Annotated in this window: 18 protein-coding genes; 6 read left to right on the forward strand and 12 right to left on the reverse strand. The window is 35.4% G+C overall.

Annotated elements, in window-relative coordinates:
• Positions 1 to 28: 28 nt before the first annotated feature.
• On the reverse strand, positions 29 to 1,345 hold the full coding sequence (locus tag EKM03_RS10850) for a hydroxymethylglutaryl-CoA reductase, degradative (protein WP_126568720.1): 1,317 nt from the start codon (positions 1,343 to 1,345) through the stop codon (positions 29 to 31).
• Positions 1,346 to 1,524: 179 nt separating this feature from the next.
• Here EKM03_RS10850 and EKM03_RS10855 point away from each other — a divergent pair, with 179 nt between their 5' ends.
• Genes EKM03_RS10855 through EKM03_RS10870 form a run of 4 tightly spaced genes read left to right on the forward strand, consistent with a single transcriptional unit; the run spans position 1,525 to position 7,564 of the window.
• Complete coding sequence (locus tag EKM03_RS10855; protein WP_126740416.1) at positions 1,525 to 3,696, forward strand: S9 family peptidase; 2,172 nt, start codon at positions 1,525 to 1,527, stop codon at positions 3,694 to 3,696.
• A 9-nt stretch (positions 3,697 to 3,705) separates the two neighbouring features.
• Positions 3,706 to 5,250, forward strand: coding sequence for a peptide MFS transporter (locus EKM03_RS10860; RefSeq protein WP_126576789.1), 1,545 nt, complete (start codon positions 3,706 to 3,708; stop codon positions 5,248 to 5,250).
• 4 nt (positions 5,251 to 5,254) lie between these two features.
• Positions 5,255 to 7,060: a peptide MFS transporter gene (locus tag EKM03_RS10865; protein WP_126740417.1), complete on the forward strand. Its 1,806-nt coding sequence runs from the start codon at positions 5,255 to 5,257 to the stop codon at positions 7,058 to 7,060.
• 45 nt (positions 7,061 to 7,105) lie between these two features.
• Complete coding sequence (locus EKM03_RS10870) at positions 7,106 to 7,564, forward strand: thioredoxin family protein (RefSeq protein WP_126457471.1); 459 nt, start codon at positions 7,106 to 7,108, stop codon at positions 7,562 to 7,564.
• Between the two features lie 4 nt (positions 7,565 to 7,568).
• Here EKM03_RS10870 and EKM03_RS10875 read toward each other — a convergent pair whose 3' ends face one another.
• The 5 genes from EKM03_RS10875 to surE form a co-directional block, all read right to left on the reverse strand.
• Positions 7,569 to 9,605, reverse strand: coding sequence for a ComEC/Rec2 family competence protein (locus EKM03_RS10875; protein WP_126740418.1), 2,037 nt, complete (start codon positions 9,603 to 9,605; stop codon positions 7,569 to 7,571).
• Between the two features lie 95 nt (positions 9,606 to 9,700).
• Positions 9,701 to 10,219 carry a C40 family peptidase gene (locus tag EKM03_RS10880; protein WP_126740419.1) on the reverse strand — a complete coding sequence of 173 codons (519 nt, stop codon included), beginning with the start codon at positions 10,217 to 10,219 and terminating at the stop codon, positions 9,701 to 9,703.
• 49 nt (positions 10,220 to 10,268) lie between these two features.
• Positions 10,269 to 11,381, reverse strand: coding sequence for a lipid-A-disaccharide synthase (gene lpxB / locus EKM03_RS10885; protein ID WP_126740420.1), 1,113 nt, complete (start codon positions 11,379 to 11,381; stop codon positions 10,269 to 10,271).
• 101 nt (positions 11,382 to 11,482) lie between these two features.
• The gene (locus EKM03_RS10890; protein WP_126453152.1) at positions 11,483 to 11,755 is read right to left on the reverse strand and encodes a hypothetical protein; all 273 of its coding nucleotides are present in this window, start codon (positions 11,753 to 11,755) and stop codon (positions 11,483 to 11,485) included.
• The gene (surE, locus tag EKM03_RS10895) at positions 11,748 to 12,527 is read right to left on the reverse strand and encodes a 5'/3'-nucleotidase SurE (protein WP_126457467.1); all 780 of its coding nucleotides are present in this window, start codon (positions 12,525 to 12,527) and stop codon (positions 11,748 to 11,750) included. The genes EKM03_RS10890 and surE overlap by 8 nt, the downstream gene beginning before the upstream one ends.
• Before the next feature lie 206 nt (positions 12,528 to 12,733).
• Here surE and EKM03_RS10900 point away from each other — a divergent pair, with 206 nt between their 5' ends.
• On the forward strand, positions 12,734 to 14,992 hold the full coding sequence (locus EKM03_RS10900; protein WP_126562107.1) for a carboxy terminal-processing peptidase: 2,259 nt from the start codon (positions 12,734 to 12,736) through the stop codon (positions 14,990 to 14,992).
• A 356-nt stretch (positions 14,993 to 15,348) separates the two neighbouring features.
• Here EKM03_RS10900 and rodA read toward each other — a convergent pair whose 3' ends face one another.
• The 6 genes from rodA to purH form a co-directional block, all read right to left on the reverse strand.
• Complete coding sequence (gene rodA, locus EKM03_RS10905; RefSeq protein WP_126457465.1) at positions 15,349 to 16,584, reverse strand: rod shape-determining protein RodA; 1,236 nt, start codon at positions 16,582 to 16,584, stop codon at positions 15,349 to 15,351.
• Positions 16,585 to 16,589: 5 nt separating this feature from the next.
• Positions 16,590 to 18,539: a penicillin-binding protein 2 gene (gene mrdA, locus EKM03_RS10910; protein ID WP_126554942.1), complete on the reverse strand. Its 1,950-nt coding sequence runs from the start codon at positions 18,537 to 18,539 to the stop codon at positions 16,590 to 16,592.
• Positions 18,536 to 19,042, reverse strand: a complete 507-nt coding sequence (locus EKM03_RS10915; protein WP_126457463.1) for a rod shape-determining protein MreD — start codon at positions 19,040 to 19,042, stop codon at positions 18,536 to 18,538. The genes mrdA and EKM03_RS10915 overlap by 4 nt, the downstream gene beginning before the upstream one ends.
• Positions 19,035 to 19,859 carry a rod shape-determining protein MreC gene (gene mreC, locus EKM03_RS10920; RefSeq protein WP_126457462.1) on the reverse strand — a complete coding sequence of 275 codons (825 nt, stop codon included), beginning with the start codon at positions 19,857 to 19,859 and terminating at the stop codon, positions 19,035 to 19,037. The genes EKM03_RS10915 and mreC overlap by 8 nt, the downstream gene beginning before the upstream one ends.
• 106 nt (positions 19,860 to 19,965) lie before the next feature.
• The gene (locus tag EKM03_RS10925; protein WP_126452939.1) at positions 19,966 to 20,994 is read right to left on the reverse strand and encodes a rod shape-determining protein; all 1,029 of its coding nucleotides are present in this window, start codon (positions 20,992 to 20,994) and stop codon (positions 19,966 to 19,968) included.
• 53 nt (positions 20,995 to 21,047) lie between these two features.
• Positions 21,048 to 22,574, reverse strand: coding sequence for a bifunctional phosphoribosylaminoimidazolecarboxamide formyltransferase/IMP cyclohydrolase (gene purH / locus EKM03_RS10930; protein ID WP_126457461.1), 1,527 nt, complete (start codon positions 22,572 to 22,574; stop codon positions 21,048 to 21,050).
• Positions 22,575 to 22,771: 197 nt separating this feature from the next.
• Here purH and EKM03_RS10935 point away from each other — a divergent pair, with 197 nt between their 5' ends.
• Positions 22,772 to 24,022, forward strand: coding sequence for an ABC transporter permease (locus EKM03_RS10935; protein ID WP_126457460.1), 1,251 nt, complete (start codon positions 22,772 to 22,774; stop codon positions 24,020 to 24,022).
• Positions 24,023 to 24,050: the final 28 nt, after the last annotated feature.

Genomic DNA, 24,050 nt, shown 5'->3' on the forward strand with positions numbered 1-24,050 from the left:
CCTTATTCTTTGTTGCTTCAAGATAAAATTATTTTCTTAAACTTTCAATATAGGTGACCACAGCGCTATGCGAAACGGCATTTTTTCTAAAATGTTTCTGGATTAAAATACGTTCTTCATCAGTAGCTTCAAATTGGTTGATGATGTTATTTAAATGCATTTTCATGTGTCCTTCCTGAATTCCTGTGGTAGTCAAAGAACGCAATGCGGCAAAGTTTTGGGCTAAACCGGCTACGGCTACAAACTGCATTAATTCCTTGGCAGAAGGTTTTTCTAACATTTCTAAGGATAATTTTACCAATGGATGTAAGGAAGTCAAACCACCAACAGTTCCTAATGCTAAAGGGATTTCTAGCCAAAAAGTAAAAATACCATTTTCTATTTTGGCGTGGGAGAGACTGGAATATTTTCCGTTTCGGGAAGCATAGGCATGAATTCCGGCTTCGACAGCGCGGAAATCATTCCCAGTTGCCAAAACTACCGCATCTACTCCGTTCATGATTCCTTTGTTATGCGTAACGGCTCTGTACGGCTCGACTTCGGCGATTTGTACGGCTTGCACAAATTTCTCTGCAAATTCTTGAGGATTTAAAATGTGTTTTTCTTCCAAGTCAGCAATCGGACAAGAAACTTCGGCTCTTACGATACAATTAGGAACGTAATTCGAAAGGATACTCATTACTACTTCAATCTCTTTTTCTGATTCGGTGAATAGACTATAGTTTTGGACTTCTTCTTTTAAGGTTTTAGCAAACTGTTCCAGACACGAATTGATAAAATTAGCGCCCATGCTGTCTTTGGTTTCAAAAGTGGCATGCAGCTGAAAATAATGGGGCAATAAATCGGTTTTATCTTTTAAAATAATGTCTAAAATTCCGCCACCACGTTTTTGCATATTTGTGGTAATCGACTCGGTTTCTGAAAAGAATTTATTTTTGTGTTGGACAAAAAACAAATTCAATTTTGAAACATCACCTTTATAAATAAAATGAACCTGACCAATTTTTTCAGTATTGATTACGGTTGCTTTAAATCCGCCACGCGTGGACCAAAATTTAGCAGCTTTTGCGGCAGCGGCAACCACAGAACTTTCTTCAATAGCCATGGGAATCGTGCTGTATTTTCCATTAATCAGGAAATTAGGAGCAACTCCAAGCGGTATGTAGAAATTGGTTATCGTGTTTTCGATGAATTCATCGTGTAATTTCTGTATTTTTTCATCAGAATTCCAGTAGTTTTTCAGCAAGGCGATGGCTTCTGTGGGTGTTGAAAAATATTGATCGGCAATCCATTTAATTTTTTCTTCTTTGGATAGTTTAGAAAATCCGCTAATGGCCTTATTCATTTTCAATTGATTATAGTATAATTAAATGCAAATATACGGTTTTAGCCGTTTTAGTAGCAATCCTATTATCCTCAATAAAAGGGGGTTTAAAATATTGTTTTTAAGATTTAACACATATAATGTGAAATTATTGTAAATTTTTCACTAAAATTGACGGTTTTTATATTTAAATAAATATCATGTATTCAAGAAAAATTATTGCATTATTTTTATTCGTTTGTTTTGCAGTTGCAGGGCAGCAAAAAATCACCATTGATGCCATTTATAACGGCACTTTTCGGGCGCAAGGCATGGATGAATTGCAGTCGTTGAAAAACACAAATCAATATACGGTTTTGAATACCGACAGACAGTCCAGAAGCATGCAGATTGATTTGTATGATTTTGCAACTTTAAAAAAAGTGTCCACATTAATAGATACAAAATCGTACGCCGAATTATCAGGAGGGATTGACAGTTATACGTTTGACGCTTCAGAAAAAATGATTCTATTGGCTTGCAATACCAATCAAATCTTCCGCCACTCCTTTACAGCGGATTACTATTTATATGACATTGCCAATAAGAAATTAAGAAAACTATTCGATTCTCCCGTTCAGGAGCCTACTTTTTCACCTGATGGGAAAAAGATTGCATACGCCAAAGAAAATAATCTGTATGTACATGATTTAGCTGCTGATAAATCAACTCCAATAACTACAGACGGACAAAAAAACAGTATTATTAATGGTATTACGGATTGGGTTTACGAAGAAGAATTTGCTTTTGTAAAGGCTTTTGACTGGAGTGCTGACAGCAAAAAAGTAGCCTACATACGTTTTGACGAAAGTCAGGTTCCGGAATTTTCAATGTCAATGTTTGGAAAAGACTTGTACCCAACGATGCAAACGTTCAAATATCCAAAAGCCGGGGAGAAGAATGCTCTAGTTTCTTTACATATTTATGATGTAAATTTGAATGCAGTAAAAAACATAAATCTTGGGAATTATAACGATTTTTATATTGCCAGAATGAAATGGACAAATGATGAGAATACACTATCAGCACAGGTATTGAATCGCCACCAAAACAATTTGGATTTGTTGTTTATCGATGGAAATTCAGGAGCTGTAAAAGTAGTTTTGAACGAAAAAGACAAAGCCTACGTTGATGTGACAGATAACTTGACTTTCTTGAAAGACAACAGTTTTATTTGGACCAGCGAAAAAGACGGTTTCAATCATATTTATTTATATGATAAAAATGGAAAATTGAAAAACCAACTGACCAAAGGAAAATGGGAAGTGACGAATTATTACGGTTTAGACGAAAAAACAAATACAGTTTTCTATCAGTCGGTAGAAAACGGATCTATTAACAGAGATGTTTATAGAATAGGTCTTGACGGAAAAAACAAAGTCCGTTTGTCACAAAATACAGGAACTAATGCGGCAACATTCAGTCCGAATTTCCAATACTACATCAACACGTTTTCTAGTGCGTCTCTACCTCCGACGTATACATTGAACGAGGCCAAGGCTGGAAAACAAGTACAAGTTATTGAAAACAATGAATCATTGGCTACGAAACTAAAAAACTATGATTTACCGGCCAAAGAATTTTTTGTTTTAAAAACAGCAAAAGGGAATGAGCTCAATGCTTGGATGATTAAACCAAAAGATTTTGATCCAACTAAAAAATATCCTGTTTTCATGTACCAATATTCTGGTCCAGGTTCTCAGCAGGTTGTGAACGGATGGGGAAGTTCTAATGAATATTGGTTTATGATGTTGTCGCAACAAGGATACATTGTAGCTTGTGTTGACGGGCGCGGAACTGGCTTTAAAGGAGCTGATTTCAAAAAAGTAACCCAACTGCAATTAGGGAAATACGAAGTAGAAGATCAAATTGATGCTGCGAAAGTAATAGGAAATTACGCATTTGTTGATAAGGCTAGAATTGGTATATTTGGCTGGTCGTATGGTGGTTTTATGGCGTCTAATTGCATCATGAAAGGAAATGATACGTTCAAAATGGCAATTGCTGTAGCTCCTGTGACGAACTGGCGTTTTTATGACAGTGTGTACACGGAACGTTACATGCAGACCCCACAAGAAAATGCTAGCGGATACGATGATAATTCCCCAATAAATCATGTAGATAAATTGAAAGGGAAATTCCTTTTGATACACGGTTCAGGAGATGATAATGTGCACGTTCAAAACTCCATGCAGATGATGGAAGCTTTGATTCAGGCTAATAAACAATTTGATTCCCAAATTTATCCAGACAATAATCACGGAATTTATGGTGGGAAAACCAGAATTCAATTGTACACAAAAATGACTAATTTCATCAAAGAAAATTTATAACAGCGCTTTATGACGAACGACGCATTGATTAAAAAAGATTTTTTTGGACATCCAAAAGCGCTTTTTATATTGTTTTTTACCGAAATGTGGGAGCGCTTCTCCTTTTATGGAATGAAAGCCTTGTTGATTTTTTATCTGACAAAGTACCATTTGTTTTCGGATACTTCGGGGAATTTATTAATTGGTAGTTACGCTGCTTTAGTGTATGCCGTTCCAGTGTTAGGAGGTTTTATTGCTGATAAATATCTGGGATTTAGAAAAGCCATTGTTTTTGGTGGGATTATGTTGGTGTTGGGTCATATAGGAATGGCTTATGAAGGAAATGCTGCCACACAATCCATTACCGGCGCAATTACACGGGACGAAACCGCCTTGCAAATATTTTACTTTTCATTATCGTTAATCATTGTCGGGGTTGGTTTTCTTAAAGCCAATATCTCTTCATTAGTGGGAGAATTATATGAAAAAGGCGATAAACGAAGAGATTCTGGATTCACGTTGTTTTATATGGGAATCAACTTAGGATCTTTTATGGCTACGCTAATATGTGTTTGGTTGGGCGAAACGTACGGTTGGAGTTATGGTTTTGGTGCAGCTGGTGTCGGAATGTTTTTTGGACTATTGACTTTTATTTCCGGCAGAAAATTATTGATGGGAAAAGGAGAATCAAACAACCCTTCTTTCCTAGAAAACAAATTGTTTGGATTTAAAAATGAGTGGTTGATTTATATTGGAAGTGTTTTGTCAACGGTATTGTTTTGGCAAATGGTCCAAAATCACGATGCAGTTTCATGGGCTTTAAAAATTGCGGGTGGAATTTCTTTTATTTATATTGTTTATTACGCAGCTACACAACTCGATGGTAAAGCACGTGATCAGTTGATTGCGTTAACTATTCTGATCGTATTTACTATTGTCTTCTGGGCATTGTTTGAACAAGCGTATACTTCCATGAATTTATTTGCTGACCGGATTTTAGACCGAACTATATTTGGTTATGAAGTTTCTGCCGGGCAGTTCTTAAGTTTTAATGCCTTGTTTATAATATTGCTAGCGCCTGTCTTTGCTTGGATTTGGCCGAAATTAGGGAAATACAATCCGAATACAGCTGTAAAATTTGCATTAGCATTAGCATTAGTAGGACTAGGCTTTGGAGCATTAGTGATGGGAATAAACCTTTCTGGTGCTGGAAAAGTAGCAGCGATTTGGCTAATATTGGCTTATTTTTTACATACTTGTGGAGAATTGAGTTTGTCACCAGTAGGACTTTCTGCGGTAACCAAATTATCTCCGGTAAAAATCGTTGGGTTTATGATGGGCGTTTGGTTTTTGGCAACAGCCAGTTCTGAATTTATTGCGTCTATTTTAGCAAATATTGCTTCGGTAGACACCTCAAATGGTACAGCACCTGATTTAAATTTAGCAAAGCAGAGTTATTTAGTGCTTTTTGAATATTTATTTTATACGGGTCTTGGTTTTGGGGTTGTTTTACTGCTGCTTTCACCAGTAATCAAAAAATTAATGCACGGAGTTGATAAGGAATTAAACAATTAATAGGATGAGTGAAAATACAACAGATCAATTTTTTAAGAATACCGTTTTAGGACATCCTGCGGGATTGTTCGTTTTGTTTTTCACAGAAATGTGGGAACGATTTTCATTCTACGGAATGCGTTCTTTGTTGATATTATTTTTAACCGCTTCCTTTACAGATGGTGGTTGGGAATGGACTCGCGAAAATGCTTCTGCCTTATTTGGATCCTATGTAGGATTGGTTTATTTGTCCACAATGTTAGGGGGGTATTTTGCGGATAAAGTAATTGGTTTTAGATGGGCTGTTGTTGTTGGGGCAAGCTTAATGACTTTAGGGCATGCTTCTATGGCTGTTGAAACAGAATTTTCTATTTATTTAGGATTAGTATTGTTGGTTTTTGGGAATGGTTTTTTTAAACCCAACATGACCTCTATCGTGTCCGAAATGTACAAAGACCGTCCTGAAAAGAAAGATGGTGCGTATACTTTGTTTTATATGGGAGTTAATGCCGGAGCGTTCTTTGGGATTTTACTTTGCGGTTATTTAGGAGAAAAAGTGGGTTGGACTTACGGTTTTGGTTTAGCCGGAATTTTTATGTTCTTTGGAATGTTGCAGTTTTGGCTGTCTCAGGATATCTTTGGAGATATTGGTTTAAAACCAAATAAAGAAAGCAAAGCGAAAGCAGAAGCATTAGATACTGACAAAAGAAATCCTTTTTCGCCAATACAATTGGCAGCAATAGCCTTCTCTTCTATATTAGCATTATTATGGCTTATAAATGATCCTGCTTCAAAAATATCCGGGGGCAAAATAAATATTTTTTCTTTCTTAGGTCCTAATGGAAATGCGATTGCAATTGTTTCAGCTCTACTTGTATTTATTGTATTGTTAATTTATAGATTTACTCAATATTCTAAAATTACTAAAGAAAAATTAATAGCGGTTACCTTTTTTGCCTTTCTTACCATTTTCTTTTGGGCAATTTTTGAGCAGTCACCAAACAGTTTGACCATTTTTGCCAGTGATTATACGGATCGTGTTTTAACAGGCAATTGGAGTGTGGTGTTTTTAGTGATTAATTCGTTAATTACTATTTTACCGTTGGTTATTATTACCGGGGTTTTAATTTTATTATTTAAGCAAACATTTAAACTTTATGCTGTTGCAAATATGATCCTTAGTGTCAGTTTTATAATTATTTGGGGAATAGCACTATGGATGTTGACTAAAGATTATTACACTGCGGGTTATCTTACTTTATCAGATTCAACATTGCAAGCATTGAAAATTGATAAAGTAACTACTGCATTGACAGAAGTTCCTGCCACTTGGTTTTCTACTTTAAACTCGTTATTCATAATCTCTTTGGCTCCATTGTTTTCAAAATGGTGGGAAAGTAAATACAATCCTTCTGCAAATTTAAAATACGGAATCGGAATGGCATTGCTAGCGCTTGGTATGGCTTGTGTCGCTTTTGGGGCAAGCGGAATCGAAGCGGGTGCAAAAACAGCTTCAGTAAGTATGATCTGGTTGATTTTAGTTTATCTTTTCCATACAATGGCTGAGCTGTGTATCTCACCGGTAGGATTGTCGTATGTAAGTAAATTAGTTCCTGCCCGTATGATTGCCTTTATGTTTGGAGTTTGGTACTTAGCAGTAGCAATTGGTATGAAAGGTGCAGGTATGTTTGGTGAAAATATAGATAAAATCGCCAATGAACACGGATTGAGTTACTTCTTTTGGATGTTGACTATTATCTCTATTGTAGTTGCTTTGTTCTCTGTTTTGATGACTCCAATAATTAAGAAATTAATGCATGGTGTTCGATAAATTTTAGGCATCATTTTTGATTTGTCCACCGTAAATAATATAGATATGAAGAAAGGTATAATAACGTTGTTATTGTTAGTTGGTTCATTTGCTGCTGAAGCACAAGAATTAGTGTGGGAGACTAATGTCAATAAGGCTCTGGAAGTTTCAGCCTTAACTAAAAAACCATTATTAATGTTTTTTACCGGAAGCGATTGGTGTGGTTGGTGCATCCGGTTACAAAAAGAGGTCTTGAAGACTCCTGAATTTGCAGCTTGGGCAAAAGAAAATGTCGTTTTGGTCGAATTAGATTATCCAAGACGAGTACCACAGACTGAAGAGGTAAAAAAGCAGAATAATGAATTACAACAAATTTTTGGCATACAAGGGTTTCCAACTATTATACTCGCAAACGGTACTACAAAAGAAGGGAAAGTCAATTTTGAAGGTATAGGCAGTACGGGGTATGTAGCCGGCGGTCCAGCAGCCTGGTTAGCAGTTGCAAATGGTTTTTTGAAAAAATAAAATATTAATTCAATTTATAAAATCCCTTTTCGCCTGTTGCGTGAAAAGGGATTTTCTGTTTCTCGCAACTGGCTTTCCATTGTTTTTGTATGGATTTAAAGTTGGACGCATCAGCCACAACTAATTTTGGCTTCATTATTTGGAGTAGGCGGTCCATATTTATTTTAGAGGATTGTGTCAATACAATAACATCCGGATTGATGTTTTTGGGATACACTCCGGAATGGTCTACAATAAATATTTTTTCGCCTTTAAAATACAGGAAATTTCGGAGTTCTTTTTTCTGTCGTAAAGTGCTCAGGTTTCCAATGCGATAGGATTTTATAAGACTGTTTTCTTGTGCCGTTTTTAAAAGACTGTCATTGGCGTAAACAATGATATTTGCTCCATTTCGTTCAGTGATCAAGGTATTCTTTCGGCTGTTGAAAACAATAAATTCCTGCTCGTTTTGCACGTTCCAATGGGTTGTAAAACAAGAAAATTGCACAACTATAATACAAGTTAAAGCGATTGCTAATTTGTGGAAAGTTGGTTTTTTAAACCAAATGACAAGGCTTATTAGAGCTAAATAACTGCTGAGTAACAGGTATAAATTAAGCGGAATATCTTGAATTATAAACTGTTCTATCGAAGCTATTGCGTTGATAATTTTGTTTAAATAGTAAATACTGGTTTCCAGCAGGTGGGAGAGAAAAACCGGAATAAGGTCAAATGCGGCCAAAATCATTACCAAAACGCCTACTATCATTATGAAACTCAGTACTGGAATAATGATTAGATTGGTCACAAAAAACAAACCCGGAAACTGATGAAAATAATAAATACTCAGGGGTAAAGTACCTATTTGCGCCGCCAAGGAAACGGTGAGAATGTTCCAGACGTATTTTGAAGCTTTGTTTTCTGGTTGCCACACAGAGGCCAAAAGAGGTTGCAGCCAAATAATGAAAAACAAAGCAATGTAACTCAACTGAAAACCAACGTCAAATAGAAACGAAGGCTCAAAAAACAAAATCAATAACACAGAAACTAATAAAGTATGGTAAATATTGACGCTTCTGCGCAGATGATTCCCAATAGCCACAAAGGAAAACATAGTCACCGAGCGAACTACTGATGGTGCTAAACCTGCAATTATACCAAAAATAGACAAAGATGCCAGAATAAGGAGTAGTTTAAGGAACGAGCCTTTTTTTGTATTTGGAATCGGCTTTAGAATATAAGTTACAAAAAGCAAAATGAAGCCAATATGCAGTCCTGAAACGGATAAAATATGTACGGCTCCCGCATACTGGTAATCCCGTATGATATCAGGTGAAATATCTTGTTGTTGCCCCATGATCAGAGCAATGGCAACATTCAATTCCGTTTTATTGAAGTTGTTTTTTTCTAAATTCCGAATAATTCGCGTTCTCAATTTTGAAGAATAGTACCAGATATTTTTCGCTGTTTTATTTCCAATTTTTATTTCATCACCAGCAGCAAACAGTTGTGCATAGATTTGTTTGTTTTCAAGGTATTTGCCGTAGTCAAATTGATTCGGATTCATAGGTTGTTTATTCCTTGACAACGTGCCTTTGATTAGCAAAGGGGTTCCTGCTGCAAATACGGGGTTTAAATGATTTTTTTGAACGTTAAGGAGCAATCGGCCAGACTGTTCTTTTTCATTAATATGGTTGACAAGGACTATATAACGGTCGCTAAATAAGGAGCTTTTCAGCTTTTCTCTAACAACAACAGAAATAGAATGAGGCTGCTCAAAAGCATTTGTATTGTGGGTGTAGTTGTCCTTTTGAAAATAATCCGTGTGGGTTACTTGTGTAGTGGTTCCAATGATAAAAGACAAAAAATAAGTGGCAATACCAAAATAAGCGGTACGGGTGTTGCTTTTTTTGGATAAAAAAAACAACACCCCAAAGAGACTCATAGCGGTTAAAAGTATAACAATGACTGCTGCTAATGGAGGATGAAGGTAAAAAGCGAAAAGAAGTCCTGAAACAAACCCAATTGTTATTCTTGCCAAAGGAAATTGTAGTACTTTCATGACTCTAAAGTACATATTTTTAGTACGTAACGAATTTATTTTTTTTGAAAATAGGTAGAAATAGAAACACAGGGATTAGTAATGAAGAACTCGAGCTATAAAACCCTGTTGAGTTGAGCAAATCTGGTTTTGTAATACACTTCTTTTGTGGAGGAAATCATAACGCCTCTTGAGGTCGACGCATGAATGAATTTTATCTCGTCTTCATTGACTTCAATGACTATTCCTACGTGGTTTATTTGTCGGTTTCTATTGGTTTTAAAGAATATCAGATCCCCTTTTTTAGCTTTTTCTTGTTCATGATCTAAAATAATACCGTGTTTTGATTGTTGAATCGAGGTGCGAGGTAGACTTATTTCATTTGAATCAAAGATGTTGACCATCAAGCCGGAACAGTCAAAACCTGATTTTGTTGTCCCGCCATACCTGTATTTCACACCAATATTTTCAGCAGCGGCATCGATTAATTGTTCGACCAGACGGTGTGCTTTCCTTTTTTCGGATTGAATGGATTGCTCTTTTGGGTCTGCTTTTTTCGAGTTGGTTATCGGGGAAGTTGATTTACAAGCCGTAAAAAAGGTAAGAACCAATACAAGAAATAGAAAATGTTTCAAAAGAGTGTAATTTTTTTGTAAAGGGAGCTATTTATAAATAAGAGATAATCTACAGTAAATCAGACACGATGAGTTTTGCTGTTTTTTCACTAGCGCCAATGCCACCTAATTGCTGTTCTAATAACGCATATTTTTCTAAAAGAGTATTGCGGTGGTTGATTTCTAATATCTTTTTGAGTTCTTCTCGAATGCGTTTTGGATTGCATTGCTCTTGAATTAGTTCGGTCACCACCTCCTCATCCATAATTAAGTTGACTAATGAGATGTATTTCAGGGTAATAATTCGTTTAGCAATTTGGTAGGAAGCCCAGCTGCCTTTGTAGCAAACTACTTCCGGCACTTTGAAAAGCGCTGTTTCCAGTGTTGCCGTTCCTGAGGTTACTAATGCAGCTGTTGCATTACGCAGTAAATCATAGGTTTTATTAGAAATGAATTTAATGTTTTCTTGAGTGATGAATTCTTTATAGAAAGAAAATTCCTGACTTGGCGCCCCTGCAATCACGAACTGATAGTCTGGAAAATCATTTGCCACACTGAGCATGACTGATAACATTTTAGTTATTTCCTGTTTTCGGCTACCGGGTAAAATTGCAATTATCGGTTTGTCGTTTAATTGGTTTTCTGTTCTAAAAAGGATTGAATCAACTTTGGGTTGGTTGTGGATGGCATCAATCAGTGGATGCCCGACAAATTCTACCGGAAAATGGTGTTTGTCTTCATAGAATTTTTTTTCGAAAGGCAAAATCACATACATTTTATCAATATCACGCTTGATAGCTGTAATTCTGCTTTCTTTCCAAGCCCAAATTTGTGGAGAAATGTAGTAGTGCGTTTTCATTCCTAACGCTTTTGCCCATTTTGCAATCCGTAAATTAAAACCAGGATAATCAATGAAAATAAGAATGTCCGGCTGAAATTCAAGAATGTCTTTTTTGCAGACTTTGATGTTGCTTAAAATAGTTTTCAAATTAAAAATTACCTCAATAAAGCCCATAAAAGCTAATTCTCGGTAATGTTTTACTAAGGTTCCGCCTGTTGTATTCATTAAATCGCCTCCCCAAAACCGAATGTCAGCTTTAGGATCTTTTTTATAAAGTGCTTTCATTAAATTGGAACCATGCAAATCGCCTGAAGCTTCCCCTGCTATAATGTAGTATTTCATGTTTGTTGGATTAGAAAGGTATAAATTCAGCATTTAAATTTATAAATTCAGGTCTGTTATAAATGGTATGTCAATTTACAAAGGTAAACTAATAAGCCTTCTTAAATAAACAAAGTGAGTACTGTCATTAGTATGATGGCCAATACGACACCACGCGCCATCATTTCTTTATTCATTTTTAGCAGAATGCCAAAGGCTATCAACGTAAGGATGGATCCCAGTGTGATGATTTTTCCTAAATTTCCCTGCGCTTTTATGATCTGAATTCCAATGATAAACTGGAAGTCAGTAAAAAAGGTAATAAAGAGATAGCAACCAACTAGTGTAGTGAGAAATCCTACCAAAATCCCCCAGACTAAATCGTTCTTATTCATTCCATTTCCAGGTATTAAGTTGCTGTATGGCATGATGTGCTGTCAAGTCAAATTGAACTGGAACAACTGATATGTATCCATTTTCGAGCGCCCATTCGTCTGTGTCTTCGCCTTTGTCCTGATTGACAAATTCTCCTGCCAGCCAATAGTAATCCCTTCCTTGCGGTGTTTTTCTTTTATCAAATTTTTCTACCCAAAGTGCTTTGGCTTGGCGACAAATACGAATTCCTTTGATGTCCTTTTCGTTTAATTTTGGGAAATTAACATTTAAAACGACCCCTTCTGGAAGTCCATTTTCTAAAACTTCTAAAGAGATTTTGCGTATAAAGGTTTTGATCGTTTCAAAATTGGCGTTCCAGTCATAATCTAAAAGAGAGAAGCCTATAGCTGGAATTCCCTCTATTCCTGCCTCGACTGCCGCACTCATGGTTCCGGAGTAAATTACATTTATGGATGAATTTGAACCATGATTGACACCGGAAACACATAAATCTGGTTTTCTTTTTAGGATTTCATTTACAGCCAGTTTCACACAGTCCACTGGAGTTCCGGAGCAGCTGTACTCTAAAAATGGATCACTATCTTTAGAGATTTTATTCAAATACAACATGCTGTTTATGGTAATGGCATGCCCCATGGCACTTTGTGGATTGTCAGGAGCAACCACGACGATTTCGCCTATTTCTGCCATAACGGCAATTAAGGCTCGAAGTCCCGGTGCCGAAATTCCGTCGTCATTCGTTATTAGAATTAAAGGTCTTGTTTTTTTCATTATATCTGTTTGTAAAAAGATTGATTATTTTTGATTTTCGGAGTATATGTAATCCCCCTGAATGAAATCACTAAACAAAATATAAAAATAGGTTATGTTGGTTGATTTAACTTAAAATAATAAAAACAATTTATATCTTTAACAAAAATTTATGGGGCTACTGCTGCGGTTGGCATAGTTTTTACCATAATTTAGATTAAAAATTCATGAATACAATTCTTAGCTTTATGAAAAGAAATTATAAAATCATACTTGTTGTTGTATGCCTTTCGTTAACATTGTTTGCTTTTAAATATAATGCATCAAAAGAGAACGACCCTGAAAAAGATAAATTGCTCTTAGAGTTATTGACTTTTGTAATCCAGAAGGGACATTACAGTCCTGCCGATATTAACGATACTTTTTCAAAAGGAATCTATAAAGATTATATTGAGGCTTTAGATCCATCTAAACGTTTTTTCCTGCAATCCGATATCGATGAATTTTCGAAATTTGAGTTGTTGTTAGACGATCAGTTGTTGAATAAAGACTTGTCTTTTTTTAATCTTACCTATGATCGTTTGATGAAAAGAATGGAAGAGAGTAAAAAGATTTATAAGGATGTCTTGAGTGAGCCTTTTGATTATTCTGTTGATGAAAGCTTTAATATAGATTATGAAAAGGCTCCCTATGCTAAGAGTGCAAGTGAATTAAAGGATAAATGGCGTAAGCAAATTAAATTATCAACTCTTTCTTCTCTGGTAGATCGTTTGGCTTTACAAGAAAACAAGACTAATGAGGCAAAACTGGATGCTGCAATACTGAAAAAAGAGGAAAAATTAAAAGAAGAACTTTCTAAAGAAACAGCAAAGGACAGCACGGTAACCCCAGATAAACCAAAGACTTTTGAAGAATTAGAAAAAGAAACCAGAAGAAATTCTGGAAAATCATTAGATGAATATTTTGGGTTTATAAAAGATTTGGATAGAAATGATTGGTTTTCTGTGTATATAAATTCTATTACGGCTCGTTTTGATCCGCACACGAATTATTTTGCTGCCGAAGAAAAAGAACGATTTGATGTAAGTATAAGCGGAAAGTTAGAGGGAATTGGTGCCCGTCTCCAAAAGAAAAATGATTTAACTGAGATTTCGGAACTTATTTCCGGTGGTCCCGCATGGAGAGGGAAACAACTGGAAGCAGGAGATTTAATAATGAAAGTAGGGCAGGGCTCCGGAGTTTCAGTTGATGTTGTTGGGATGCGGCTTGATGATGTGGTAAAGAAAATTAAAGGACCAAAAGGTTCGGAAGTCCGACTTACAGTTAAAAAAGTAGACGGAACAATCAAGATTATTTCTATTATCAGAGATATTGTTGAAATTGAGGAAACGTACGCCAAGTCAAGTATCGTGAATAAAAACGGGATGAAATATGGGATAATTTATTTGCCTAAATTCTATATTGATTTTGAAAATAAAGACGGTAGAGATGCCGGTAAAGATGTTGCTATTGAAGTCGAGCGACTGAAACAATCCGGTGTTGATGGAATTGTTCTTGATGTTCGCGATGACGGAGGCGGATCATTATCCACGGTTGTAGATATTGCAGGCTTATTTATTGAGCAGGGTCCCATTGTTCAAATTAAATCAGCAGGAAGAAAAAAAGAAGTGTTGTACGATCGAGATAAAAAAATAGAATGGGATGGCCCTTTAGTAATTATGGTGAATAGTTTTTCTGCCTCAGCTTCTGAGATCTTAGCAGCTGCAATTCAAGATTACAAAAGAGGAATTATAATTGGGAGCAAACAAACGTACGGTAAAGGAACCGTTCAAAATGTGATTGACCTGAACCAGTTTGTGCGCAGTAGCTCCGTTGGGGATTTAGGTGCTATTAAGACCACCACACAAAAATTTTATAGAATCAACGGTGGTTCTACTCAACTAGATGGGGTACGAAGTGACATCGTTATGCCGGATCGTTATGCCTACTTGAAAATGGGAGAGCGCGATATGGATAATGCAATGCCTTGGGACAAAATTGATCGGGCTGACTACAGTGTTTGGACTAATAATGACAACTTTAATCAGGCGATAACAAATAGCAAAAACCGTATTAGTAAAAATGCACAGTTTCAATTAATTGAAGAGAATGCGAAGTGGATTGATAGTAGAAGCGAGGAGAATGTGTATAGTTTGAATATTGATACATTTAAAATCGCACAATCTGAAATTGAAGAAAAAGCTAAAAAATACAAACCAATTGTAGATTACAAAAATCTACTTACGTTTACTTCACTGCCTCATGAAGCAGATGCAATTAATAAAGACGCTTCTTTAAAAGAAAAAAGAGAAAGATGGCATGAAGCTTTAGCAAAAGATATTTATGTTGAGGAAGCACTGAATGTATTAGAAGATTTGCAATCAAAAGCAATTTCTAAAAAAAGCATTCCTGTTAAAATTAAAAAAGATAAATTAGCGAAATCTTAGGTAGTTTTTCAGCAAGTTTCAGTCAATAATAATAGAAAAACCCTGTACATTCTTAAGAACGTACAGGGTTTTTCTATTTGGGTAATTGTTTTTTCGAGTTTTGTAACTCAGTGAAGGAGACTAGATAAGTAAATCAATGCTGTTTATCTATCAATTTAGTGTGCTAAAATGTTACTGAAAAAGACCGGATTTATTGCAAATTACCATCTGAATTTTGGTATTGACGTATAACTTTAGGATTCAATTCAATGTAACAATAAGATAAATATATTTATTGTTTAGGTCTTTGATTCAAAAACAAAGAGTAATAATCCATAGTGAGGTTCGTGGATTACTTTTGTCTTAAATTTGTCAAATTACCATTCATTTACTTTATTGGCATCCATTTTTATAAATATAAAAAGCAATATTGTAAAACCCCAAAGACCGGAACCTCCGTAGGAAAAGAAAGGTAAGGGTACGCCTATGGTGGGGAAAATACCGGCTACCATGGCTATGTTTACAAAGAAATGAGTAAAAAGTACGCCTGCAACACAGTAACCATATACTCTGCTAAACTTTGTTTTTTGTCTTTCGGCAAGGTATATTATTCGAAGAAGTAAACAGGCAAAAAGGGCGATTACAGCCAGAGAACCCAGAAATCCCCATTCTTCGCCTACAGTTGTGAAGATGTAATCCGTGTGTTGTTCCGGTACAAAACCACCTTTGGTTTGTGTTCCTTCTAGGAATCCCTTTCCAAACCAGCCTCCAGATCCTATGGCTATTTCGGATTGATTGGTGTTGTATCCAATTCCTTTGAGGTCAACAGTTTTTCCTAAAAGAATATTAAAACGATCTCGGTGATGTTGTTTGAACAGGTTGTCAAATACATAATCTACAGATAGCACAAATCCAGAAATCAGGGCAAAGATAATACTGCTCAAAACAATATTTCGGTCTGCCAGTCTTGATTTGAAATGAACCAATATTATAATTGCTAATCCAATAAGTATTACATATTCTGGTTCTAATAATAAGGTAAACACAAATAAAAGAATTGTAATAAATCCAGTCCAAACATACCAAGCCGGAAGTCCTTCACGATACAAAACAATGATGAATATGCTGTATATCAATGCGCTTCCAGGGTCTGGCTGAGGCAAAATGAGTAGCACAGGTAGGAAGATTATGGCAAGAGCCTGTATTTGTCTATTGACTTCTTTTAAATTAATTTGTGTGTCACTCAAATATTTGGCTAATGCTAATGAAGTGGCTGCTTTTGCAAATTCAGAAGGCTGGATCGTGAAGCTTCCAATAGCATACCAGCAACGTTGACCAGCAATTGTTTTGCCAAATAAAAACAGCCCGGCTAATGTGAGTAGTGATACTCCAAAGATGATACTCGCATATTTCTCATAAAATTTCCCGTCAACCGAGAGTATTATGAATATTAATGGAATGGTCAATACGATGAAGATCAGTTGTTTTTCATAGGTGTCTTGCATCGAAGACATAGAGGAGGAATAGATATTTAACCAGCCCAAAATAACTAATACCGCATAGATGATTATGCTTATCCAATCAATATTATTTGTGATACTTTGGTTTTTCATTACATTTAAATAACTTGTTTTTTTACTTTTGAGGTATCTGTTTTAATCCTTACGGCAGGAATTGTTCTTTTATTTAAAAGCGAGTCGCTAATGCGTAATTGCAATTTGACTGCGTCAGAAAGTCCACCTAATTTGGCATATTGACTTTGTAAGCTGGTTGCAAGTATTCTTTTTTCCAGATCTATCCTTGTGATTTTTTGTCTTAGGTATTTTTCAATCATCAAACTGGCAATTGGTCCCGCTATTGTTGATCCAAATCCCCCATTTTCAACCATGATAGCAATGGCAATTTTCGGATTGTCTTTTGGTGCAAAAGCTACAAATATGGAATGATCTTTAAGTTGAATTCTTTTGCCTCCAATTTTAGCAAAATTTTCAGCTGTACCGGTTTTACCACAAATATCTATTCCTTCGACTTTAAGTGCGCTAGCAGTCCCCATGTTGTACACATCAAACAAACCGCTAATTATGGGTTTGAAGTGTTTTTTGTCGATGGTAGTGGTGTGTTTTGTCGTGAATTTTTTATCAATTTTGTGGCCTTCAATTTTTTTGATGATGTGAGGGGTGTAATAATAACCTTCATTTGCAACAGTTGCCATCATGTTAGCAAGTTGTATGGGTGTCATTAGAACTTCGCCCTGTCCTATTGAATTAGAAACGATCGTGGTACTTCTCCACCCTCCATTTGGATAGATGCGTTTGTATGTTTTAGAATCCGGAATATTTCCTCTTTTACCTGTTGGTAAGTCATATCCCATAAATTGTCCCAGTCCAAAGCTTTTTATGTGGTTGCTCCAAACATCAACAGCTGTGGCCGGTTTTGTATATTTGTTTATTGTCTTCATATACGCTGTGGCAAAATAGGAATTGCAAGATTCATATATACCTCTGTGCAGCTGAAGAGAACCTCCTCTACAATGGCATCTCATAAATCGACCTCTTGCATAACTAAAACCATTATTGCAGGATACGCTTGTGTTTTCATCTATTACACCTTCTTGTAGAGCAACTAAGCCAGTTAAAATTTTAAACGGTGATCCTGGCGGATATTCAGCTAGTAATCCTCTGTCATACAGTGGCTTTGCTATTGAATCATGGTATAGTTGGGTGTAGTTTTTAGAGCGTTGTCTTCCTACCAATATTCCTGGATCATAAGAAGGAGCGGTTACCAGTGCTAGTATTTCGCCAGTGCGAGGTTCTATAGCAACAATTCCGCCTCTTTTATTAATCATCAATTCCTCTCCGTATTTTTGAAGTTCGGCGTCAATAGTAAGATTTATATCTTCTCCTTGCACGGCTATAGTGTCGTATTTCCCTTCTTTATAGGAGCCAATTTCCCTATTGTATTTGTCTTTTTGAATGTATTTAACCCCTTTTACCCCGCGTAAAAGATCTTCATAGCTTTCTTCAACTCCCTGTCTTCCAATTAAATCACCGCTATTGTAATATGGATTTTTGGCTACTAGTTTTTCATTTACCTGAGTGATGCCCCCAAAAACATTGGCTCCAAAATTTACTTCATAATCACGAAGGGAACGTTTTTGAAAATAAAAACCTTCATATTTTCTTATTTTTTCTTGAAAAGCTGCAAATTCACTTTTATTCAATTGTGATAAAAAAACAGAGGGTAACCGCGGACTATATATTCTAGCTTTTTCAATTCTTTTAATGAAATCTTCTTTTGAAATTTTCAACAATTGACAAAGTTCTAAAGTATCTGTGTTTTTTAATTCTCTAGGAATGACCATAATGTCATAAGATGCTTGGTTCGCAACCATTAATACGCCTTTACGGTCATAGATGTAGCCTCTTTCAGGATATTCATATTTTTTTTTAATTGCGTTATTTTCAGATTTTAACTTTAAGGTGTCATCCACTATTTGCAAATAAAAAATACGCAATATTAGTAAAGAAGTAGCAAGAATGATTAGGGAAGGCAATAGTGCTTTTCTCATCTTTTATTAGGCTTAATAAGGTATATTATAATTATGCAAATAAGGAGTGTGAATATGGTACTCAATAAAGTTCGTAATACGACATCTAAAATAAAGCTAAATTGAAAAGCTTCCAGCAAAAACATCGTAAAATGATGAATGGTAACCGATAGTAATAAAAAAGAAAATCTTTCTGGGGTTAATACATCATTCAGTTTTATAGTTTGGTATTCATAACTTAACCCAAAGGAGAACTTAAAAACAGAAGGTCTAAAGTAGGCTAATACTAAGCAAGCGGTCGCATGTGTTCCTCCAGAATTACTGAACATATCCATGATAAGGCCTAGTAAAAAACTAGCAATTAGTAGTCCTGATTTATTTCCATTTACGGGATAAAGTATGATAAATAACACATAAGGAAATGGGCTTATATACCCAAAAAAATTCATGTTATTAAATATGATAATCTGAATTGCTAATAACAAAAGGAATCGGGAAATATTGACTAATAGTGCGCTATTCATCCTTATTTCTTTTTTCTAAATTAATAATTTCTTCACGATCTTTACGCGTTATAATATAAACGTGACCTAGATTTGTCATATCGTTAAATAATTTAACATTTATGGTGTAATAATTAGTCTGATTGTCTATTTCTATTTTGTCAATAGTTCCTATGTTGATGTTTTCTGGAAATATTACAGATTGCCCCCCTGTTACAATGGTATCTCCTTTTCTAATAGCGGCTAATCTAGGAACATCTATCAATTGTACAAAGCCAGTACTTTTTCCGTTCCATATCAAAGATCCAAAATGATTGGATTTTTTGATTTTAGCATTAATTTGAAATTTCTTATTTAAAATGCTAATCACAGTGGCATAATTAGGGGAGGTATTTTCTATGATTCCTATAATTCCTAAGCTGTTTATAACGCCCATGTCTGGTTTCACACCTTCTAGTTCTCCTGAATTTAAGGTTAAATAATTTTCGTGAGTACTATAAGAATTGTGTATTACCTTAGATACTAATATATCTCCTGATTCGATCCCTTTTAGACTGTCTAGTTTTTTTATTGCAGTGGTATCTTTTTTGTTAAATATAAGACTCTTTAATTTTGCGTTTTCAAGCGCGAGTGCTTCATTTTCAGTTTTTAAATTCAAATATTCATTAAGGTTGTTTACCTTTTCATAGACACCTCCGCTTAGAAAATTTGCAGAACTAATTATTTTACTTCTGTGAAAGGAGTGGGATTGAATGGTAAGGGATAATGAAATACCCAAAAGCAGCAAAAACAGTAACCGATTACTGTTTTTAAAAATAAAATTAAATATTTGCTGCATTTTCTAACGGTATAATATAAATAGCTGTCTGTTTTATTTTGGAATCTAATAGTTGTTGCTGGATGCTATCTCAGTCCTGTAAATTGACAAGAGTAGCTATAACAAATTACTTGATTAAAATACTTTTAAATTTAGCAATGTTTTTTAGTGCCATTCCTGTCCCTCTTACTACAGCTCTTAACGGATCTTCTGCAATGTAAACTGGTAAATCAGTTTTTTGTGAAATTCGCTTGTCAAGACCTCTTAACATGGAGCCTCCACCGGCAAGGTAGATTCCTGTGTTGTATATATCGGCAGCTAGTTCTGGGGGAGTTTGTGATAACGTTTCCATAACGGCATCTTCAATTCTTTGAATTGATTTGTCTAATGCTTTTGCAATTTCTCGGTACGATACTTCTACCTGTTTTGGTTTACCAGTAAGTAAATCTCTACCTTGAACGGACATGTCTTCAGGAGGTGTTTCTAAATCTTCTATTGCTGCGCCAATTTGAATTTTTATTTTTTCAGCTGTACTTTCTCCAACAAAAAGATTGTGTTGGGTACGCATATAATATACGATATCATTTGTGAATACATCACCAGCTATTTTTACTGATTTGTCACAAACAATACCACCTAAGGCGATTACGGCAATTTCAGTTGTTCCACCACCTATATCTACAATCATGTTTCCTTTTGGTTGCATAATATCAATACCAATACCTATTGCTGCTGCCATAGGTTCGTGTATTAGGTATACTTCTTTACCGTTTACTCTTTCACAAGACTCTTTTACGGCTCTCATCTCCACTTCGGTAATGCCAGAGGGAATACAAACGACCATTCTTAACGCAGGAGTAAACATTCTTTTCTTTAGCGCGGGTATGCTTTTGATAAACATACTTATCATTTTTTCTGAAGCATCAAAATCAGCAATTACACCATCTTTCAAAGGGCGTATTGTCTTAATGTTTTCATGTGTTTTACCTTGCATCAAGTTGGCTTCTTTGCCCACAGCAATGATTTTACCAGAAACTCTGTCTCTGGCAACAATTGATGGACTGTCTATTACAACTTTATCATTATGTATGATTAAAGTATTAGCGGTACCAAGGTCTATCGCGATATCCTCAGTCATGAAATCAAAAAATCCCATAAATTTTTTGGGGTTAAAATGTTATAAATTTGAAACGCACAAAGTTAAACAAATTAATGTTTAAAATGACGCGTTCCCGTAAATACCATTGCAAGTTTATTTTCATTGCAATAGTCAATGCTCAAATTGTCTTTGATGGATCCGCCTGGCTGAATTACCGCAGTAATACCTGCTTTTTTAGCTATTTCAACACAGTCTGGGAAAGGGAAAAATGCATCACTTGCCATTGAGGCTCCATGTAAGTCAAATCCAAAATTTTTAGCTTTTTCTATCGCCTGTACTAAGGCATCAACTCTGGATGTTTGTCCTGTACCGGATGCAATAAGTGTTCCGTTTTTAGCAAAAACAATCGTGTTTGATTTGGTGTTTTTACAAATTTTGGAAGCGAAAATTAAATCCTGAATTTCCTGTTCAGTAGGAGCTGTTATGGTAACGGTTTTTAAGGCTTCTTTATTGTCAGTTACCGTATTTCTTTCTTGAATTAAAAGTCCGTTCAAGCAGGTTCGTGCCGTTTTTTGGGGTAACGCAACCTCGTTCTGAACTAATAGGATTCGGTTTTTCTTTTCTTGTAAAATAGTCAGGGCCTCAGTATCATATTCGGGGGCAATGACCACCTCACAAAATAATTTGTTTATCTCTGTTGCAGTCGCTGCATCAATTTTAGTATTGGAAATTAAAACACCTCCAAATGCAGATGTCGGGTCACAAGCTAATGCGGCTAAATAGGCCTCAGTAATAGTTGTTCGTGTCGCTAAACCACAAGCGTTGTTGTGTTTTAATATGGCAAATGTAGGGCCGTCATTGTTGAATTCAGCTATCAAATTTACAGCCGCATCTACATCCAACAAATTATTGTATGATAATTCTTTTCCGTGCACTTTGTTGAACATGGCCTCAAAATCTCCAAAGAAAAATCCTTTTTGATGTGGGTTTTCACCGTATCTCAGCACTTGACCGTTAGGAATACTTTCTTTGTAAATGGTTTCGTCAGTATTAAAATAATTGAAAATTGCAGTGTCATAATGCGATGAAACATGAAATGCTTTTGTTGCCAATAATTTTCGGTCTTCCAATGTTGTGGCGCCATTTTGATCGATAATTAAATCTAAAAGCAAGCCGTATTGATCTACCGAAGCCACAATTACGGTATCCTTGAAGTTTTTTGCAGCAGCACGAATTAAAGAAATACCACCAATATCTATTTTTTCAATGATGTCTGCTTCACTTGCTCCTGAAGCAACCGTTTTTTCAAAAGGATATAAGTCAACAATGACTAAATCAATTTGTGGAATGTTGAATTCTAGCATTTGTTGTGCATCACTCTCATTATCTTGGCGATTTAGTATTCCACCAAAGACTTTTGGGTGTAATGTTTTTACTCTTCCACCCAAAATAGAAGGGTAAGAGGTCACATCTTCAACGGGTATTACGGGAATTCCTAAATTTTTTATAAAATCCTCAGTCCCTCCAGTAGAATAAAGTGTAACATTTTGACTGTTTAGTTGTCTTACTATAGGTTCTAATCCTTCTTTTGAAAAGACGGAGATTAATGCAGATTGAATTGTTTTAGTTGTGCTCATTATGTAGTTATAGTTATAAAATGCAAAAATAGTTTTTTAATGTCAAAATTAAGCCATTTGAAATTGAGATAATTGTAATTTTTACGGCTATTGCAACGGGAAACATAAAAATAGCGCTTTCACAATGTAACGAAACGATTTTTCATTAGGTTTCTGATTAATATTTATAGAATTTTACTTAACACTAAATAGATTGTATGTTAGTTTACCTTCGATTATTAAAAGAGAGTTTTAGCTTTGCGATGAATGCATTGCGCAACAATAAGTTACGAACGCTGCTTTCTTTGTTAGGCGTTACTATTGGGATTTTTTCTATTATAGCGGTACTCGCTGCTGTAGATTCTTTGGACAGAAAAATCACTAAAGATTTGAGTAGTTTAGATAAAAATACGATTTATTTGATGAAATTTTCTTTCGGGCCTTCGGAAATTCCACAATGGAAAAGAGAACAGTTTCCTAATGTGAAGTATGATGAATACACCTATATGAAAGGTGCAATGACTAACACGGATCAAATGGCCTATCAAATATTTATCAGAAGAGAATCTATTAAATTTGATTCAAAAACAGTTAGTGATGTCAATATAGTTCCTGTTTCTCAGGAGTTTATAGATATTCAGGGTCTTGAGTTTGAAAGCGGACGATTTTACAATGAATCCGAAGCCAATTCCGGAGCTACAGTTGTTGTTTTGGGGAATGAAATTGCAAAATCACTTTTTGATGATGCAGAACCCATTGGAAAAAACGTGCGGTTGTATGGAAATCGTTTTACGGTCATTGGGGTTTTGAAGAAACAAGGAGCGGGTTTGTTTGGGGATAGTAATGACACCTCAGCTTATATTCCAGTCAATTTTGTGCGACAACTATACGGGGATAATAATACTGCTTTGACAAATGTTATTATTTTTAAACCTGAAAATGGAGCTGACATGGCAGCTTATAAAGAAGAAATAGCACAAAAATTAAGAAGCTTTAGGGGATTGAAAGCAGGTGAAATAGATAATTTTTTCATTAATGTTTTTTCTGGATTTACTGACCTTATTGATGGTATCCTTGGGCAAATGAATCTTGTAGGATGGGTTATCAGTGGCTTTTCTCTGCTTGTAGGTGGTTTTGGAATTGCTAATATTATGTTTGTTTCTGTAAAAGAGCGTACGAATTTGATTGGGATCCAAAAATCATTGGGAGCCAAAAACAAGTTTATATTATTTCAGTTTTTATTTGAAGCGATAATATTATCAGTTATTGGTGGTTTGATAGGATTGCTCTTAGTTTGGATTATTGCGCTTATTGTAACAAAAGCCTTAGACTTTGAGTTTGTCTTAAGTATGGGTAATATTGTCCTAGGAACAGGATTAGCGGCTATAATTGGTCTAATATCCGGAATTCTACCCGCAATTGCAGCTTCTAAATTAGATCCGGTGGAGGCTATTCGTACCGGGATATAAAAAACTCAGGTTTGTGTAATCCTTTTTT

Origin of the sequence: Flavobacterium sp. GSP6 (assembly GCF_003984855.1) — a bacterium.
GTDB lineage: Bacteria > Bacteroidota > Bacteroidia > Flavobacteriales > Flavobacteriaceae > Flavobacterium.

Bases quoted from the DNA above. Each gene is read 5' to 3' on its own strand.
- EKM03_RS10935 (WP_126457460.1), top strand. From the start codon at position 22,772: ATGTTAGTTTACCTTCGATTATTAAAAGAGAGTTTTAGCTTTGCGATG.
- rodA (WP_126457465.1), bottom strand. From the start codon at position 16,584: ATGAAAAACCAAAGTATCACAAATAATATTGATTGGATAAGCATAATC.
- lpxB (WP_126740420.1), bottom strand. From the start codon at position 11,381: ATGAAATACTACATTATAGCAGGGGAAGCTTCAGGCGATTTGCATGGT.
- EKM03_RS10865 (WP_126740417.1), top strand. From the start codon at position 5,255: ATGAGTGAAAATACAACAGATCAATTTTTTAAGAATACCGTTTTAGGA.
- EKM03_RS10900 (WP_126562107.1), top strand. From the start codon at position 12,734: ATGAATACAATTCTTAGCTTTATGAAAAGAAATTATAAAATCATACTT.
- EKM03_RS10855 (WP_126740416.1), top strand. From the start codon at position 1,525: ATGTATTCAAGAAAAATTATTGCATTATTTTTATTCGTTTGTTTTGCA.
- EKM03_RS10870 (WP_126457471.1), top strand. From the start codon at position 7,106: ATGAAGAAAGGTATAATAACGTTGTTATTGTTAGTTGGTTCATTTGCT.
- EKM03_RS10850 (WP_126568720.1), bottom strand. From the start codon at position 1,345: ATGAATAAGGCCATTAGCGGATTTTCTAAACTATCCAAAGAAGAAAAA.
- EKM03_RS10915 (WP_126457463.1), bottom strand. From the start codon at position 19,042: ATGAATAGCGCACTATTAGTCAATATTTCCCGATTCCTTTTGTTATTA.
- EKM03_RS10890 (WP_126453152.1), bottom strand. From the start codon at position 11,755: ATGAATAAGAACGATTTAGTCTGGGGGATTTTGGTAGGATTTCTCACT.
- surE (WP_126457467.1), bottom strand. From the start codon at position 12,527: ATGAAAAAAACAAGACCTTTAATTCTAATAACGAATGACGACGGAATT.
- purH (WP_126457461.1), bottom strand. From the start codon at position 22,574: ATGAGCACAACTAAAACAATTCAATCTGCATTAATCTCCGTCTTTTCA.
- EKM03_RS10860 (WP_126576789.1), top strand. From the start codon at position 3,706: ATGACGAACGACGCATTGATTAAAAAAGATTTTTTTGGACATCCAAAA.
- mrdA (WP_126554942.1), bottom strand. From the start codon at position 18,539: ATGAGAAAAGCACTATTGCCTTCCCTAATCATTCTTGCTACTTCTTTA.
- EKM03_RS10875 (WP_126740418.1), bottom strand. From the start codon at position 9,605: ATGAAAGTACTACAATTTCCTTTGGCAAGAATAACAATTGGGTTTGTT.
- EKM03_RS10925 (WP_126452939.1), bottom strand. From the start codon at position 20,994: ATGGGATTTTTTGATTTCATGACTGAGGATATCGCGATAGACCTTGGT.
- mreC (WP_126457462.1), bottom strand. From the start codon at position 19,859: ATGCAGCAAATATTTAATTTTATTTTTAAAAACAGTAATCGGTTACTG.